This window comes from Terrabacter sp. C0L_2 (genome assembly GCF_036352015.1).
Classification (GTDB): domain Bacteria; phylum Actinomycetota; class Actinomycetes; order Actinomycetales; family Dermatophilaceae; genus Terrabacter; species Terrabacter tumescens.
In genome coordinates this window covers 1,867,043-1,883,516 of record NZ_CP143557.1, presented here as the reverse complement: position 1 = coordinate 1,883,516, position 16,474 = coordinate 1,867,043, and the positions used below count along the sequence as shown (strand labels likewise).

16 protein-coding genes are annotated in these 16,474 nt (G+C 72.6%); 7 read left to right on the top strand and 9 right to left on the bottom strand.

Going from position 1 to position 16,474, the window contains the following annotated elements; translation table 11 throughout:
• Nucleotides 1–2: 2 nt before the first annotated feature.
• The 6 genes from ftsH to U5C87_RS08710 all read right to left on the bottom strand — a co-directional run bounded on the left by ftsH (nucleotide 3) and on the right by U5C87_RS08710 (nucleotide 7,650).
• Nucleotides 3–2,114, bottom strand: a complete 2,112-nt coding sequence (gene ftsH, locus U5C87_RS08735; protein ID WP_330476202.1) for an ATP-dependent zinc metalloprotease FtsH — start codon at nucleotides 2,112–2,114, stop codon at nucleotides 3–5.
• Nucleotides 2,115–2,279: 165 nt separating this feature from the next.
• Nucleotides 2,280–3,104 carry a DUF1028 domain-containing protein gene (locus tag U5C87_RS08730; RefSeq protein ID WP_330476201.1) on the bottom strand — a complete coding sequence of 275 codons (825 nt, stop codon included), beginning with the start codon at nucleotides 3,102–3,104 and terminating at the stop codon, nucleotides 2,280–2,282.
• A 14-nt stretch (nucleotides 3,105–3,118) separates the two neighbouring features.
• Entirely contained in the window at nucleotides 3,119–3,670 is a 552-nt protein-coding gene (gene hpt, locus U5C87_RS08725) for a hypoxanthine phosphoribosyltransferase (RefSeq protein ID WP_030195553.1), read from the bottom strand.
• Nucleotides 3,671–3,789: 119 nt separating this feature from the next.
• Nucleotides 3,790–4,788: a tRNA lysidine(34) synthetase TilS gene (gene tilS, locus U5C87_RS08720; RefSeq protein ID WP_330476200.1), complete on the bottom strand. Its 999-nt coding sequence runs from the start codon at nucleotides 4,786–4,788 to the stop codon at nucleotides 3,790–3,792.
• Nucleotides 4,789–4,809: 21 nt separating this feature from the next.
• A complete protein-coding gene (locus U5C87_RS08715; protein ID WP_030195548.1) occupies nucleotides 4,810–5,916 on the bottom strand; it encodes a zinc-dependent metalloprotease in 1,107 nt (368 codons plus the stop codon).
• A 123-nt stretch (nucleotides 5,917–6,039) separates the two neighbouring features.
• Nucleotides 6,040–7,650, bottom strand: a complete 1,611-nt coding sequence (locus tag U5C87_RS08710; protein ID WP_330476199.1) for a D-alanyl-D-alanine carboxypeptidase/D-alanyl-D-alanine-endopeptidase — start codon at nucleotides 7,648–7,650, stop codon at nucleotides 6,040–6,042.
• A gap of 154 nt (nucleotides 7,651–7,804) precedes the next feature.
• Here U5C87_RS08710 and U5C87_RS08705 point away from each other — a divergent pair, with 154 nt between their 5' ends.
• Nucleotides 7,805–8,323, top strand: coding sequence for an inorganic diphosphatase (locus U5C87_RS08705; protein ID WP_020145122.1), 519 nt, complete (start codon nucleotides 7,805–7,807; stop codon nucleotides 8,321–8,323).
• 32 nt (nucleotides 8,324–8,355) lie between these two features.
• Here the strand turns inward: U5C87_RS08705 and U5C87_RS08700 are convergent, their stop codons facing one another.
• Nucleotides 8,356–9,312, bottom strand: a complete 957-nt coding sequence (locus U5C87_RS08700; RefSeq protein ID WP_330476198.1) for a serine/threonine-protein kinase — start codon at nucleotides 9,310–9,312, stop codon at nucleotides 8,356–8,358.
• A 62-nt stretch (nucleotides 9,313–9,374) separates the two neighbouring features.
• Between U5C87_RS08700 and U5C87_RS08695 the strand changes: the two genes are divergently transcribed.
• Both U5C87_RS08695 and U5C87_RS08690 read left to right on the top strand, forming a co-directional pair.
• On the top strand, nucleotides 9,375–9,941 hold the full coding sequence (locus U5C87_RS08695) for an RNA polymerase sigma factor (RefSeq protein WP_330476197.1): 567 nt from the start codon (nucleotides 9,375–9,377) through the stop codon (nucleotides 9,939–9,941).
• 209 nt (nucleotides 9,942–10,150) lie between these two features.
• The gene (locus U5C87_RS08690; RefSeq protein WP_330476196.1) at nucleotides 10,151–10,993 is read left to right on the top strand and encodes a hypothetical protein; all 843 of its coding nucleotides are present in this window, start codon (nucleotides 10,151–10,153) and stop codon (nucleotides 10,991–10,993) included.
• A 143-nt stretch (nucleotides 10,994–11,136) separates the two neighbouring features.
• Here the strand turns inward: U5C87_RS08690 and U5C87_RS08685 are convergent, their stop codons facing one another.
• Nucleotides 11,137–12,603, bottom strand: a complete 1,467-nt coding sequence (locus tag U5C87_RS08685; protein ID WP_330476195.1) for an MFS transporter — start codon at nucleotides 12,601–12,603, stop codon at nucleotides 11,137–11,139.
• A gap of 47 nt (nucleotides 12,604–12,650) precedes the next feature.
• Nucleotides 12,651–12,887 carry a hypothetical protein gene (locus U5C87_RS08680; protein ID WP_330476194.1) on the bottom strand — a complete coding sequence of 79 codons (237 nt, stop codon included), beginning with the start codon at nucleotides 12,885–12,887 and terminating at the stop codon, nucleotides 12,651–12,653.
• Nucleotides 12,888–13,118: 231 nt separating this feature from the next.
• On the opposite strand from U5C87_RS08680, the gene U5C87_RS08675 reads away from it, so the two are divergent.
• The 4 genes from U5C87_RS08675 (at nucleotide 13,119) to U5C87_RS08660 (ending at nucleotide 16,445) form a co-directional block, all read left to right on the top strand.
• Nucleotides 13,119–13,667: a TetR/AcrR family transcriptional regulator gene (locus U5C87_RS08675; RefSeq protein WP_030195527.1), complete on the top strand. Its 549-nt coding sequence runs from the start codon at nucleotides 13,119–13,121 to the stop codon at nucleotides 13,665–13,667.
• Nucleotides 13,668–13,684: 17 nt separating this feature from the next.
• On the top strand, nucleotides 13,685–14,620 hold the full coding sequence (locus U5C87_RS08670; RefSeq protein WP_330476193.1) for an LLM class F420-dependent oxidoreductase: 936 nt from the start codon (nucleotides 13,685–13,687) through the stop codon (nucleotides 14,618–14,620).
• A 140-nt stretch (nucleotides 14,621–14,760) separates the two neighbouring features.
• Nucleotides 14,761–15,222, top strand: coding sequence for a MarR family winged helix-turn-helix transcriptional regulator (locus tag U5C87_RS08665; RefSeq protein ID WP_330476192.1), 462 nt, complete (start codon nucleotides 14,761–14,763; stop codon nucleotides 15,220–15,222).
• Complete coding sequence (locus tag U5C87_RS08660) at nucleotides 15,219–16,445, top strand: MFS transporter (RefSeq protein ID WP_330476191.1); 1,227 nt, start codon at nucleotides 15,219–15,221, stop codon at nucleotides 16,443–16,445. The genes U5C87_RS08665 and U5C87_RS08660 overlap by 4 nt, the downstream gene beginning before the upstream one ends.
• The last annotated feature ends 29 nt before the right edge of the window (nucleotides 16,446–16,474 follow it).

The window sequence follows — 16,474 nt, the reverse complement described above, 5'->3', positions numbered from 1 at the left end:
CGTCAGCTCTTCTCGTCGGGGTTGACGGGGCGGTCGTCCGGCACCTCGACGATCTTTTCGGCGGGGTGCTCGTCGGCGAGCGGGTGCGCACCGACGGAGGCAGCCTCGTCGATCTGGCTCTCGATGTGCTTGTCGGCCGGCACCGGGGGCGGCAGGTGGCCGTTCTGGCCGGAGCCGTTCTGGCCGTTCTGCGCGGCAATCTCGGCCGGCGTCAGCACCGGCGGACGGTCGCTCAGCTGGCGCGTCTGCGACGAGAGCCAGGTGGGGCGCTCGGGCTGCTTGACGACCGGCTTGAACAGCTCGGCGAGCTCGTGGACGTTGAGCGTCTCCTTCTCGAGCAGCTCGAGGACGAGGTGGTCGAGCAGGTCGCGGTTGGCGTTGAGGGCGGAGTACGCCTCGTCGTGGGCCGCGTCGATGAGGGCACGGACCTCCTCGTCGACGATCCGGGCGATCTCCTCGGAGTAGTCGCGCTGGTGGCCCATGTCGCGGCCGAGGAAGACCTCGCCGGTGCTCTGGCCGAGCTTGATGGCGCCGATGCGCTCGGACATGCCGAACTCGGTGACCATCTTGCGGGCCATGCCCGTGGCCTTCTCGATGTCGTTGCTGGCACCGGTGGTCGGCTCGTGGAAGACGATCTCCTCGGCGACGCGGCCACCGAGGGCGTACGCGAGCTGGTCGAGGATCTCGTTGCGCGTCGTGGAGTACTTGTCGTCGATCGGCATGACCATCGTGTAGCCGAGGGCACGGCCACGCGGGAGGATCGTCACCTTGGTCACCGGGTCGGTGTGGTTGAGCGCCGCGGCGACGAGGGCGTGACCACCCTCGTGGTAGGCCGTGATCTTGCGCTCCTTGGCCGACATGATGCGGGTGCGCTTCTGCGGGCCGGCGATGACGCGGTCGATGGCCTCGTCGAGGGCCTCGTTGTCGATGACCTTCTTGTCGCTGCGGGCCGTCAGCAGGGCGGCCTCGTTGAGGACGTTGGCGAGGTCGGCACCGGTGAAGCCGGGCGTGCGGCGCGCGACGGCGAGCAGGTCGACGTCGGCCGTGACGGGCTTGCCCTGGGCGTGCACCTCGAGGATGCGGTGGCGGCCGATCATGTCGGGCGCGTCGACGGCGATCTGGCGGTCGAAGCGGCCGGGACGCAGCAGCGCGGGGTCGAGGATGTCGGGGCGGTTGGTCGCCGCGATGAGGATGACGTTGGTCTTGACGTCGAAGCCGTCCATCTCGACGAGCAGCTGGTTGAGGGTCTGCTCGCGCTCGTCGTGGCCGCCGCCCATGCCGGCGCCGCGGTGGCGGCCGACGGCGTCGATCTCGTCGACGAAGACGATGGCCGGGGCGTTGGCCTTGGCCTGCTCGAAGAGGTCACGGACACGGCTCGCGCCGACACCGACGAACATCTCGACGAAGTCCGATCCGGAGATCGAGTAGAACGGCACGCCGGCCTCACCCGCGACCGCGCGGGCGAGCAGCGTCTTGCCGGTGCCGGGCTGGCCGTAGAGCAGCACGCCCTTGGGGATCTTGGCGCCGACGGCGAGGAACTTCGCGGGCTCCTGGAGGAACTCCTTGATCTCCTGGAGCTCCTCGATGGCCTCGTCGCAGCCGGCGACGTCGGCGAAGGTGACCTTCGGGGTGTCCTTGGTCGCGAGCTTGGCGCGGGACTTGCCGAACTGCATGACGCGGTTGCCGCCGCCCTGCATCTGGCCCATGAGGAACCAGAAGAGCGCGAGGATCACGATGATCGGCAGGATCGAGAAGAGGAGCGAGCCGAACCAGCTCGGCTGGTCGATCTGGTCGTCGACGCCCTGGGCCGGCGGCTTGGCGTTGAGCGCCGCGACGACCTGGCCGCCGCGCGCGTCGACGTAGAAGGCGTAGACCGTCTTCGCGTCCTTCACCGTGCCGTCGGGCGACGTGTAGGGCTTCTTGAGGGTCAGCTCCATGCGCTCGTTGTTGAGCAGCTTGGCCGACTCGACGTTGCCGTCGTTGATCTGCGTCATCGCAGCCGACGTGTCGATCCGGGGCGGGCCGGACTCGGAGAACATCATGCCGAAGACGAGCGCGCTGATGAGGACCAAGATCCACAGCAGTGGTGTGCGCAGAATCCGCTTAGCGTCCATGTACGTGCGGGACCTGTCGGGGCCCCGGTCCTCCTGCTCGTCCGGTGAGTTTGTCCACCGGCACAACGTCCGGTGGTCTACCAGTGTTCCGCATGCGGCACGCCGGTGACCAACCCGTCCGTCGAGGGTCGGCGCCGGGGTGCCCGGTCGGCGTGGCGTCGCGGGTCAGGCGGTGGCGGCGCGGAGGGCCTCGAGGACGCGCCGGTCGATCCCGTCGGGGCTCAGGCGCGCCTCGTAGTTGGCGTTTCCGGCCCAGTCGGCGAGCGCCGTCGCGACGTCGGGGTCGGTGAAGCCCAGCCTGGCCAGCCGCTCGCGCACCTCGTCCGCGAGCTCGCCCTCGAGCGCCTGCACGTCCTCGGGCTTGCCGAAGTACATCTCCCAGTCCGAGAGCAGGCGACCGAGCTCGGTCACGGGGTCGGCGTGGTCGTCGACGCGCAGGTCGGCGAGCACCCCGCACGCGTCGTAGCCCGAACCCGGCTCGACGGCATACATGGCTGCGCTCTGGCGGCCACGCGAGTCGCCGCCGGCCGCGTCGCCGGCCACGAGAGCGGCGAGCAGGCGACGCGCGAGCGGCTCCCCCGCCGTGTCGTGCCAGGCGCGCTCCATGGCCTCGACGACCTCGGGCCCGGTCAGGATGTTGCCCTGGATCGCGTATGCCGTGTCGCCGTCGTCGCGTGCCACGCCGCCGGCCCACGCGTTGCACTCCGAACCCGTGAACGTCGCGGCCGAGCCGAGGCCGACGACGCCGACCTGACGGGTCTCGCGGCCCTCGTCGAGCGCCGTCGCGGCGGCGAGCGCCTCGTCGGCCGGCTCCCCGGCGGCCAGGCGGCCGAGCAGCTCCTCGAGGTAGGCGACGCGCGCGAAGGACTGGGTCGCGACGGCGCCGACGCCGAGGCGTGCGCCGGGCACGACGGCACCGACGGCGAGGAACTTGCTCGCGACGGCGATGCCGTGCGCCTCACCCTGGCGGGCGACGATCGAGAAGGTCACGGTGACCCGTCCTGTCAGGCGTAGACGTGCGGGGCGAGGGTGCCGACGCAGCGCAGGTTGCGGTACTTCTCGGCGTAGTCGAGGCCGTAGCCGACGACGAACTCGTTGGGGATGTCGAAGCCGACGTACTTGACGGGGATGTCGACCTTGACGACGTCGGGCTTGCGCAGGAGCGTGCAGATCTCGACCGAGGCCGGGTTGCGCGACTCGAGGTTGGACTTGATCCACGAGAGCGTCAGGCCGGAGTCGATGATGTCCTCGACGATGAGCACGTGGCGCCCGCTGATGTCGGTGTCGAGGTCCTTGAGGATGCGCACGACGCCGGAGCTCTTGGTGCCGGAGCCGTAGGACGAGACCGCCATCCAGTCCATCGGGGCCGTTCCGGGCAGCGCCCGCATGAGGTCGGCCATGACGACGACGGCACCCTTGAGGACACCGACGAGCAGGAAGTCCTTGCCCTCGTAGTCCTTCCAGATGTCGGCGGCGAGCTCGGCGAGCCGGGCCTGGATCTGCTCCTCGGTGTAGAGGACCTTGGCCAGGTCGTCTCCCATGTGCTCGTGGTCCACGAAGGCTCCTCCATGTGGTGCGGGGTGCTGCGGGGGCATGCGGTGCGGGACCCATTCAACCGCACCCGGCGACGGGCCTCACACCACGCAGTCGGGCGTCGGCGGCGAGGCGTCGGCGCTCAGGCGTTGGCGGTCTCGCGGAGCGGGCTGAAGACGATGGCCCCGCCGGTGCGCGCCACGGCGATGCCGCCGGGCACGTGGAGCGGGCCCTGTCCGTGCCACGAGGTCAGCAGGGCGTCGAGCGACTCGACGTGCGCGGCGCTGACGTCGGCGAGCGGCGCGCCGGCCTCGGCGGCGAGCAGCCGCCAGACGCGGGTGCGGATCGCCCGCGGCAGGGACGCGAGGGCGTCGAGGTCGACCCCCTCGCCCTGGGGTCCGGTGGGCAGGTCGGCCCGCGCCCGGATCGCCAACGTCTCGAGGTAGTCGGCGTCCTCGCGCAGCAGGTCGGCACTGCGCGCCAGGGCAGCACCGAAGCCCGGACCGAGGTCGGACTCGAGGGTCGCGAGCAGGCGGCGGGCGCGGACCCGGCGGAACGAGTCGTCGCTGTTGTGCGGGTCGTCCCACGGGTCGATGCCGTAGGCCGCGCAGGCGGCGAGCGTCGTGGCGCGCGGCAGGGCGAGGAGGGGACGGACGAAGCGGTCGCGGCGCACCGGCATACCGCTGAGCGACCGGGCGCCCGAGCCACGGGACAGGCCGAGGAGCACCTGCTCGGCCTGGTCGTCACGCGTGTGGCCGATGAGGACCATGGACGCGCCCACGCGGTCGGCAGCCGCCTCGATGGCGGCGTAGCGCGCCGAGCGGGCATCGGCCTCGAGGCCGGCGCCGCTCGTGCGGACCTCGGCGCGGACGACCTCGACGGGGTCGAGCCCCATCTCGCGGCACAGGGCGGCCGCCTCCTCCGCGACCACGGCGGAGCGCTCCTGCAGGCCGTGGTCGACGACGACGGCACCACCGCGGACGCCGGCCCGCGGCGCCTCGAAGGCGAGCGCGGCGGCGAGCGCCACCGAGTCGGGGCCACCCGAGCAGGCGACGAGCACGACGCCGCCCTCGGGCACGTCGGCGAGGTGCTCGCGCACGGCGAGGCGGGTGGCGGCGACGGCGGGATCGGGACCGGGCATGTCTGCGGAACCTCGCATCGCTCAGCCGTGGACCCGGCGCACCCAGGCGTCGGGCTCGAGGATCTCGGCGGCTCGGGGCAACGTGTCGGGCGAGGACCAGACGGCGTTGAAGCCGTCGCGGCCCACCTGGTCGGTGACCGCGCGGACGAAGACGGCGCCGTCGCGGTACTGCCGCATCTTGGCCTCGAGGCCGAGCAGCTTGCGCAGCAGCCGGTCGACCCCGACCGAGCTGTTGCGGCGCTGGTCGAACTTGCGCCGGATCTCGTCGACGCTCGGGATGACCCGGGGCCCGACGGCGTCCATGACGACGTCGGCGTGGCCCTCGAGCAGCGACATGACGGCGGTCAGCTCGGCGATCTGCGCCTTCTGCTCGGGCGTCGCGAAGAGCTGGCCGACACCCTCGCCGGAGCTGAGCACCTGGGGCAGGTTCTTCGTCAGCTGCTCGAAGCGCTTCGAGAGGTCCTCGGGGGTGGGGGCGAGGTCGACGGCGAGGGCCTGGGTGCGGGAGACCATGTGGTCGCGCAGCCAGGGCACCGCGGTGAACTGCACCCGGTGGGTCTCCTCGTGCATGGCGACCCAGCGGCGGAAGTCGGTCGGGTCGACGCCCATGCGCCGCTCGGCCGCGACGATGTTGGGGGCCACGAGCAGCAGGCGCGGCGTGCCGCCGGGCGCGAGGTCGTACTGCCCCAGCACCTTGCTCGAGAGGAAGGCGAGCAGGCCACCCATCTCGGCGCCGGTCACCTTGCCGCCGATCGCGGCCGCCGTGGCGCTCGTCGGGGACTTCTTCGTCGCGTTGAGCTTGTCGACGACGGGGTCGAGCATCGACCGGAACGAGTCGACGTTGGCGCTGATCCAGCCCGCACGGTCGACGACGAGCGGGTCGGGTGCACCGGCGGGGGCCGTGAGCGCGCTGGTCTCGGCGACGGGGCCGACGGCCGACGCTGCGGCCGCCCGCAGGTCGGCCACGATGGCGGCGGCCTCGTCGCTCGAGACCTGGGGCCCGGGGTTGACGATGGCGCGCCCGGTCCGCTTGGCGAACTCGTAGTCGACGGACGCGGCCGGAGCACCACCACCCGAGCGCTCAGGACGGCGGGCGTCCGCGGGGGTCGGGTGGGTCGTGTCGGTCATGCCAGCCCTTTCCGTGCCGTGACGATGTCGACGTCGCGCGAGGTGTCTGGAGGGCCAGGACCCGCTCACGGAAAGGTCACGAACGTCGTCGCTGACCCGGTCCCCGAACGGCCTCTCGGCCCGTCAGCGACACCCGCACGAGGCGAGCGTCGCCACCAGACGGTCCAACGCCGCCCGAGCGTCGTTGGTTCCCACTCCGGCGACCATACCCACGAAGACGATGAGCCGACCGTCGTCGTCGACGACGCTTCCGGCGAGCGCGTTGGCGCCCGTCAGGGTGCCGGTCTTGGCGCGCGCGCGGCCCGCCGCGTCGTGGTCCGGGCCGGTGAACCGGCCCGCCAGGGTGCCGGTCAGGCCACCGATGGGCAGCCCGTCGAGGGCGCGGCGCAGCACCGGGTGCTTGCCGTCGTAGCCGAGCACGAGCACGTCGGACAGCAGCGAGGCACGCACGCGGTTCTCGCGCGAGAGCCCGCTCGCGTCGGAGAGGGTGACGCCCGTCGTGTCGAGCCCGAGCGCGGCCACCTGCGACACGACCCACGTGCCGACGGCCGCGAAGTCGGTGGCCGAGCCGGAGCGGTAGGCCGCCTGGCGGGCGAGGATCTCGGTCAGCGCGTTGTCGCTGTCGGTCAGGGCCAGGGCCAGCTGCTCGCGCACGGGCGCCGACGTGACGCTGCCGAGGACGGCACCCGGGCCCTGGGTGGGGACGCCCGCCGTGGCCGAGGGCGTGGCCGTGCCGGAGCCGTCGCCGGAGCCGTCGCCCGAGGTCGCGCCGTCGTCGGGTGTCGCCGTGTCCGATCCCGAGGTGGTCGGCGTCGGTCCTGTCGTCGGTGTCGGCATCGGCGAGCCGGCGACACCGGGCGCCCGGCCACGCGCCGCCACCGTCACGTCGACGCCACGGGCCTCGAGCAGGCGGGTGAAGGCCGTCCGCACCGCGAGCACGGGGTCGGCAGGGCCGGGCGCGCCGCCCCGGGCCCGCTGGCTCGACAGGCCGAGCATGGCGACCGCGCCGGTGATGCCCGAGCTGCGGAACGTCGAGCCCCACGTCGGGGCGGTCGTCGGGCCGTCGGCATACGTCTCGTCGACGTAGAGCGTGACGGCGCGCGTGCCGCGGGCGTCCAGCGCCGAGGCGACCTGGTCGGCGAGGTCGCCCAGACCGGCGTGGCCGGCGACGGCCTGCGGGTCGCCCTTGCCCGGGGCGAGCAGCGAGTCGCCGCCCGCGACGAGGACGATCTGGTCGGGCGTGTCGCCCTCGCGCACCACGGTCCGCAACGTCGCGTCGGGCGCGAACGTCCGGCCGATGGCGGCGGCCGACAGCAGCTTGGTGGTCGAGGCCGGGATGCGCAGCTCGTCACCGCGCTGGTCGAGCAGCACCTCCCCGCTCTGGCCGTCGCGCACGACGAGGGCCGAGTCGCGCAGGGCCGGCATGGCCCGGACCGCGGCGAGGGCCCGGTCGATGCCGTCGGCCGAGGGGGCGGCGGTCTCGCCGGCCAGCGCCGGCAGCGGCGCCTCGACCGAGGTCGGCAGCGTCGGCTGCTCCACGAGCGGCAGCGTGCGCTTCGCGACGTACTCGGTCGGGGCGGGCGGCGGCAGTGGACGCAGCGTCAGCGGACCGGGCGCGGCGTCGGCGACGTCGAGCACGGCATACCCCAGCAGGATGGTCACGAGCGACCCCACGACGGCCGCGCCGTAGGTGTGGCGGGGGGCGCGGCGTCCGGGCCTCGACTCTCGTGCCATGCCTGCCCACCCCCGTCCGTCGTCCGTGCTGTTTCGCGCAAGGCCGGTCCTTGCTGACACACTGTCGCGGACGATTCTGTCAGCCGCAGGCGAGTGCTCCGGCACGCGCGCCGCACCAGAGACAGCACCCGAAGACCGTGAAGAAGGGGAAGACGTGGAGTTCGACGTCACCATCGAGATCCCGCGCGGACAGCGCAACAAGTACGAGGTCGACCACGAGACGGGTCGCATCCGCCTCGACCGCTACCTCTTCACGCCGATGGCCTACCCCGCCGACTACGGCTACATCGAGGACTCGCTCGGCGAGGACGGCGACCCCCTGGACGCCCTCGTGCTGCTGCCCGAGCCGGTCTTCCCGGGCGTCGTCGTCGAGGCCCGCCCGATCGGCGTCTTCCACATGACCGACGAGGCCGGTGGCGACGACAAGGTGCTCTGCGTGCCGGTCGACCCGCGCACCGCCGACGTCCAGGACATCTCCGACGTCAGCACGTTCACGCTCGACGAGATCCAGCACTTCTTCGAGCGCTACAAGGACCTCGAGCCCGGCAAGCACGTCGAGGGCTCCGACTGGGGCAACCGCGAGGCCGCCGAGAAGATCATCGGCGAGGCCTTCGACCGCGCCAAGGAGCAGGGCACGTCGACGGCTCGCTGGGCCATGCCGCAGGGGCACTGAGCCCGCACGACCGCTGCCGACCCTCCGTCACCTCACCCGAGGAGGCGGAGGGTCAGCCATGTCGCGAGCGTGAAGACCGTGAAGGTCGCCGCGGCGAGGCCCGCGAGCGCGCCCCCGCCCCACGTCGTGGCGGGCGCCGCGCCCGGCCCCTCGCTCTCGAGCCGATGGCGTATGCCGTCCAGCCGGTCCGCGAGCTCGAGCGCGGTCCGTGGTCGGCGGGCCGGGTCGTGGGCCAGCGCCGAGCGGAGCAGCTCGTCGAGCTCGCGCGGGGTGCCGGCGACCGGACCGACCGCCGCGGGTGAGAGCTTGGGGTCACGGGTGGCGATGCTCAGCAGGCCGCCGTCGACGGCATACGGCGCCGTCCCGGTGAGCAGCGCGTAGGTGACGGCCGCGGCGGCGTAGACGTCGGCGCGCTCGTCGAATCCTTTGGCGCCGTAGGCCTGCTCGGGCGCCATGTAGGCCGGCGTGCCGGCTGTGACGGTGAGCCCCGAGGACTCGGCGAGGGCCTTGGCCATGCCGAGGTCGGCGATGACGACGTGGTCGCGGCCGTCGCGCTGGGTCAGCAGCAGGTTGCCCGGCTTGACGTCGCGGTGGACGACGCCGTGCTCGTGCAGCACGTGCAGCCCGCGTGCCGCGTCGGCCCCGATCGCCAGGGCCCGCAATGGATCCCGCGCCTCGTCGGAGGCGACGACCGCTTTGAGCACGTCGGCGACGGTGCCGCCGTCGACGTAGTCCATGACGAAGTAGGGGCGACCGTCCGGGAGCTCGCCGAGGTCGTGGACGCGCACGACCCGGTCGTCCGACAGGCGGCGCAGGAGCCTGGCCTCGGCGAGGAAGCGCTGGCGGATGTCGAGGTCGGCGCTCCAGTTGTCGGCGAGTACCTTGACCGCCACCGGGACGGCGAGGTCGGGGTCGTGCGCGAGCCAGACCGTCGCGAACGCACCGGCGCCCAGACGGTGCCGGAGCTGGTATCGACCGATAGCCTCCATCGCGTCATCATGGCCCATCCGTTCGCGCGGGTGGCCGACCGGTCAGGGGAACGGAGCAGACGGTGCTGCAGGACGAGGTGTCCGAGGCCGACACGCTGGAGCGGCTGAGGCTGGCCGCGCTCGACGGGGACCCGCACGCGGTCGACGACCTCATGCGCGCGCTCGAGCCGCTCGTGATGCGGCGCTGCGCCAAGTTCCTCCCCCACCGGGCCGACGCCGAAGAGGCCTGCCAGGACGCGCTCGTGGCGATCGCCACCAAGCTCCGGTCGTACTCCGGCGCGGGCTCGTTCGTCGGCTGGGTGACCGTCATCGCCTCCAACAGCGCCCGCTCGACCTACCGCTCGCTCAAGCGGCGCGGGTCGGAGCAGGCCGTGGCCGTGCTGCCCGAGGCCCTCGACCCGCGCACGACGAGCGTCATGGCCGGGTCACGGGTCGACCTCATGGAGGCGCTCGAGGCAATGGAGGCCGCGAAGCCGCACCTCGTGGAGTCCTTCGTGCTGCGCGACCTGGGGCAGCTGCCCTACGACGAGGTCGCAGAGATCACCGGGGTGCCGCTCGGCACGGCCAAGGCGCGCATCCACGACGCGCGGGCCTTCATGCGCGGGCACCTCGTCGAGCGCCTGGCCTGACACCGGTGGACGGTCGCCGGCAACAAATGGGAGCGCCGGCGCATCTCCATCCGTGAACACACCCACGCCGGAGGGCGCGGGACCACCGGGCACGGGCACCGGAGCACGGGCACCGGAGCACGGGCACCGGGCACCGGGCACCGGGCACCGGGCACCGGGCACGGGCACCCGGCCGACCGGCCCACGCGGGCCGACCACAGGGAGAGACCATGAAGAGCAGGAACACCACCGTCGCCGCCGTGCTCGCAACGGCTGCCGTCGCGGGCGTCGCGGCCGGCGTCCTCATCCACGGGATGACCGGAGCCGGGGCCACCCCGAGCGCCGGCACCGGCCCGAGCACCGGCGTCGGCGGCTCGTCGGCCACGACGGCGGCTCCGCGGACGAGCGGAACCTCCACCGCCGTGACCACCCGGACGGCGCCGCCCGCCTCCGCAGCGGCGCCCGTCACGACGCGCGCCACGACGACGACACCGAGCCCCACGCGTACGCCCTCGTCCCCGTCGTCCGCGTCGTCGCCACGGGCGGCCTTTTCCGAGAAGAGCCTCATGGTCGCCAACGACTACGTGGCCGCCGGCTGGCCCACGGCGCAGCTGCACACCGCCCCGGGCGCGGGGCAGGCGACGATCACGGCGTGCCAGACGAAGAGCCCGGAGGCGCAGTACGGCCTCCGGAAGATGTACTCCGCCCAGGCCGACAGCGGCGACCTCTACGCCGACCAGTACGTGCTCGACTTCCGGGAGACGGCCGACGCGCAGCAGATGGTGTCCGAGGTCCTCGACTGGCGCACCCAGTGCACCGACCCGTCGAACGAGGGGATGAAGGGCGTCGGCTTCCGGGCGTCTTCACCGGTGCAGGTCACCCTCCCGGACGGCTCGGAGGGGCAGCGCTGGACCATGGACTTCGACCAGGACAACCACCTGCTGCGCCAGCTCGTCTCGGTCGTGCGCACCGGGACGCGGGTCTCGGTGAGCGTCGTGTCGACGTCGCCCGAGGCCGCCAAGGTCGTCGATGCGGAGACGCTGGCCGAGCGGTCCGCGGCCCGCCTCGGCTGACACGGCCGACACGGCTGACCCGGCGCTGCGCGGCCTGACCCCGCCCACCCCGAATGCGCGAACGCGGCGTTCGGTCTCGAACACCGGGTTCTGCCGGTGAGTTCGAGACCGAACGCCGCGTTCGGTTCAGGAGGTGGCGGGGGTCAGCTGGCCTCGGTGCCGTCCGCGGCCGCGACGGCGACGCTCTCGCGCGTCGGCTGCGGCTGCGGCTGCGCAACGGACCGCGCCGGGCGGGGGCGCAGCACGAGGGCCGCGACGAGCAGGGCGACGAGGGTGAAGGTGGCCGAGGTGAGGAACGCCGGCTCGACACCGGGGACGAACTGGCCAGGGACCGCCTTGGAGGCGTAGACACTCACGATGGCCGCGAGGCCCACGGCGCCACCGAGTTGCTGCGCGGTCTGGAGCAGGCCCGAGACGGTGCCCGCCTGCGCCCGGTCGACGCCGCCGAGGACGACGACGGTGACGGGCATGAAGACGAGGGCCGCGGAGACGCCGTTGAGCACGAGGGCGCCGAGGAGGTGGCCGGCATACGTGCTCGTCGTCGTGATGCTGCTCAGCCACACGAAGCTCGCCGTCAGCCCGAGCGTGCCCACGAGGAGCATCGGGCGCGGACCGACCTTGGCGACGAGGCGGGCGCTGACCCGCGACGTCGCGAAGATCGCGAGGCTGAGCGGCAGGAACGCGGCGCCGGTCGCGACGGGGCTGAATCCGAGGACGAGCTGGAGGTACTGCGTCACGAGGAAGAACGTCGAGAACTGGGCGCCGACGACGAGCGCCATGAGCACGAGCGCTCCCCCACGGGTGCGGTCACGGACGAGCGCGATCGGCAGGAGCGGCGCCGGGACGCGGCTCTCGGTGCGCACGAAGAGTGCGAGCAGGCCGAGGCCGACGACGAACGACGCGAGCGTCAGCGGCGCCGCCCAGCCGCGGTCGGCGGCGCTGATGAAGCCGTGGACGACGGCGACCGAGCCGAGCGTCGCCGTGACGGCGCCGACGACGTCGAAGCGGCCACGCACGCGCGGCGTCTCGGTGACGAAGCGACGGGCCAACACGAGCACGACGGCGCCGATCGGCACGTTGACGAAGAGGGTCCAGTGCCAGCTGACGAAGTCGGTGAGCGCGCCGCCGAGGAGCAGGCCGATCGAGGCGCCGGCGGACGAGACCGCGGTGAAGAGGGCCAGGCCGCGGTTGCGCGCGGCCTCGTTCGGGGCGCTCGTCGTCACGAGCGCGAGGACGCTCGGGGCGGCGAGGGCGGCGCCGACGCCCTGGAGGGTGCGCGAGGCGATGAGCCACGCCGGGGACGTCGCGAGGCCACCGAGGAGGCTCGCGACGGTGAAGATCGCCAGGCCGATCTCGAAGCTGCGCAGGCGCCCGAGGACGTCACCGAGCCGCCCACCGAGGAGCAGCAGGCCGCCGAAGGCGAGGGTGTAGGTGTTGAGCACCCAGGACAGGCCAGCCGGCGTGAAGCCGAGGTCGGTCTGGATGTGCGGGAGGGCGACGTTCACGACGGTCGCGTCGAGCACGAGCATGAGCTGGGCGACGAGGACGACGCCGAGGCCGATGGCGCCGCGGCGGGCCGTGCGGTCAGATACGGACGGTGTGGCTGCCACGGGCGGTCGGGTGGCGGGCGGGGTGGTGGTGGGCGACATGTTCTGCCTCAGGCTTCGTGGTGCTGGAACTGGGGGCGCGGCGTCGGGGCGGTGAGCGGGTCGCGGGTCATCGGGGTGAAGGCGGCGGCGCGGGTCCGGGTCGCACGGCCACCGGTCGCGGCGCGGGCCGAAGTGGCGGCGGCGCCGGTCTCCGGGCGGGCCACGAGCGGCGCGCGGTGGGTGGTGGCGAGGTGCGACAGGTGGACGCGGCGGGCCTGTCGGGTGGGCTGGATCATGGTGGTCATGGGTGCCGGACTCCTCTGTGACGACGGTCGGCGCTACGATTAGCGGAGAACCACTCCGGTTCTGCTCGACCAACAATACGGAGACAGTCTCCGTTTTAGCAAGGGAGTTTTCTCGTGACGCCTGCCGAAGCCGGCAAGGCGACGCTCGATCCGTCGCCGGGATCCGTTGCCGCCCAAGGGGATTCGGCCGACGGACCAGCCCAGGAATCGACGGGGAAATCTCCTCGCCCGATGCGCGCCGACGCCCGGCGCAACTACGACAAGATCCTCGCGACGGCCCGCATCGTCTTCACCGAGCGCGGCACCGACTCCTCGCTCGACGAGATCGCCAAGCGCGCCGGAGTGGGGCCGGGCACCCTCTACCGCCACTTCCCCACCCGCGAAGCCCTCGTCGACGCGCTCATGCAGGACTGGACCGACCGCGTCGCAGCCGACGCCGACGCAGCGATCGCGACAGGGCTGCCCGCCCGGCAGATGCTGCTCGACTGGTTCGAGCACTTCATCGACCACATCACCCTGCACCGTGGGGCCGCGAGCAAGATCTGCGCCGCCATGGACGACCCGGCCTCGCCGATGTACCGCAAGTGCCGCGTCATGAGCGACGCCAACCGCCGCGTCATCGACCACCTCGGCGCCGATGGCGAGCTCCGTCCCGGCGTCGACGCCGCCAACATCATGCGCCTCGTCAGCGGTGTCGCCAGCGTCGCCGACACGAGCCGCACGGAGCTCGACGTGCGCCCCATGCTCGAGGTCGTCGTCGATGGGATTGTTCGCGACTGAACCGTGGTTGCAGGGTCATGACCCTCGACCTACGCATCTTCACCGAGCCCCAGCAGGGCGCCACCTACGACGACGTGCTCGCCGTCGCCCGGGCGGCCGAAGACACCGGCTTCAGCGGGTTCTTCCGCTCGGACCACTACCTGTCGATGGGCGGTGACGGAGGAGCGGGACCGACCGACGCCTGGACCACCCTGGCCGGCCTCGCCCGCGAGACCTCGACCATCCGCCTCGGCACCCTCGTCACCTCCGCGACCTTCCGTCTGCCCGGCCCGCTCGCGATCCAGGTCGCAGGCGTCGACCAGATGAGCGGTGGACGCGTCGAGCTGGGACTCGGCGCGGGCTGGTTCGAGGCCGAGCACACGGCATACGGCATCCCCTTCCCACCGCTCGGCGAGCGCTTCGACCGGCTGGAGGAGCAGCTCGCCGTCATCACCGGACTGTGGGCCACCGAGCCGGGAAAGACGTTCAGCCACAAGGGAAACCATTACCCGATCACCGACTCCCCCGCGCTCGCCAAGCCCGTGCAGCCCGGCGGCGTCCCGATCATCATCGGTGGCGGCGGCAAGCGCCGCACGCCCGCTCTCGCGGTGCGGTATGCCGCGGAGTTCAACGCGCCGTTCGTGTCGGCCGACGACGCGGGCCGGCTGTTCGAACGCGTGCGTGACGTGGCTCGCGAGGCGGGACGCGAACCGTCGTCCTTGACGATGTCGGCCGCGCAGGTGGTCTGCGTCGCCCGCGACGACGCGACGCTGCGACGGCGGGCCGACGCCATCGGCCGGGACCTCGACGAGCTGCGCACCAACGGTCTCGCCGGCTCGCCCGACGAGGTCGTCGAGAAGCTCGCGACGTTCGAGGCCGCGGGCGCGGAGCGCCTCTACCTGCAGGTCCTCGACCTCTCCGACCTCGACCACCTGGCCGACATCTCCGACGCGGTCCTGCGCCAGCTCGCCTGACCCACCCCATCCCCGCCCCACTCGAGTGAGCGCCCCGCCGCACTCGAGTGAGCGCCCTGTCCCACTCGAGTGAGCGCCCCGACCCACCTCAGCGGTGTCGCGACTTGATATGCATAGGTTGTCTATGTAAATTGGAGCGGGTGACCGAACCGACCACCCTGGGCAACGACCTGCTGCGCTCGGCCGCGCGACTCTCGCGCTGGGCCAGCCGGCACGCGTCCTTCGACGTGCCCTTCGCGCAGGCCCGGCTGCTCGCCCTCCTCGACGAGCTCGGACCCTCGCGCGTCAGCGCCCTCGCGGCCGCCGATCACAGCAGCCAGCCGACGATCACGAGCCAGCTCCAGCGCCTCGAGGCGTCGGGCTGGGTGCACCGCGCGTCCGACCCCGACGATGCGCGCGCCACGGTGATCTCCCTCAGCGACGAGGGCCACGCCGCGCTCGAGAGCGTGCGCCGGGCCCGACTGGCCGTCCTGTCCCCCGCCCTCGACCAGCTCGACGGACCGGCCCTCGACCGGGTCCGCGTCGCCATCGACGTCATGAACGAGCTGCTCGCCGCCGCGGCGGACGCCCCTGTCCCCCACCCCACCCGAAAGGACGGATGACCACCACCATGTGGCGCCAACCCAAGACCGTCTGGTCGATCGCCTTCGCCTGCGTGATCTCCTTCATGGGCATCGGCCTCGTCGACCCCATCCTCAAGCCGATCGCCGACGAGCTCGGTGCGGGCCCCTCGCAGGTCTCGCTGCTCTTCACGAGCTACCTCGCCGTCATGGGCATCGCGATGCTCGGCACCGGCTGGGTCAGCAGCCGCGTCGGCGCCAAGCGCACCCTGCTGCTCGGCCTCGCGCTCATCATCGTCGGGGCGGCCTTCGCCGGCAGCCAGGACACCGTTGGCGGCATCGTCGCCTTCCGCGCCCTGTGGGGCCTCGGCAACGCCCTGTTCATCGCGACCGCCCTGGCGACGATCGTGAACGCCGCCTCCGGCTCGGTCAAGCAGGCGATCATCCTCTACGAGGCCGCACTCGGTGTCGGCATCGCGACCGGCCCGCTGCTCGGCGGCTGGCTCGGTGGCATCTCGTGGCGCTGGCCGTTCTTCGGCGTCGCCGTCCTCATGGCCGTCGCCTTCATCGCCACCGTCGCGACGCTGCCCAAGACGCCGCCGGCCGAGAACCCGACGTCGATCACCGCGCCGCTGCGCGCCCTCGGCCACCGCGGCCTGCTGACGGTCGGCATTACGGCGCTGCTCTACAACTTCGGCTTCTTCACCCTCCTCGCCTTCACGCCCTTCCCGCTCGCCATGGGCGCCCACGAGATCGGCTTCATCTTCTTCGGCTGGGGCCTGCTGCTCGCGATCACGTCGGTCTTCGTGGCCCCGATGGTCCAGCGCCGCTTCGGCACGATGGCCGGCATCGTCGGGGCGCTCCTCGGCTTCGCCGTCATCCTCGCGGTCATGGCGGTCGCGACGGAGAACAAGACGGTCCTCGTGATCGGGGTCATCCTCGCCGGCGCCTTCCTCGGCGTGAACAACACCCTCATCACCGAGACGGTCATGAAGGTCGCCCCGGTCGAGCGTGGCGTCGCGTCCGCGGCCTACTCCTTCGTCCGCTTCAGCGGCGGCGCGGTGGCCCCGTGGCTCGCCGGCAACCTCGGCGAGAAGTCGATCCACCTGCCGTTCTGGGTGGGCTCGGGCGCGGTCGTGCTCGCGGTCCTCGTGCTCCTCACGGCCCGCCGGATCATCAGTGCGCTCGACGAGGCACCCGACCACGGCGCCGAGGCCGTCACCTCGCGCACCGAGGCCGAGGCCCTCACGGTCGGCGACGCCTGACCGCACCCGCTCCACCCGTCGAGAGGCCA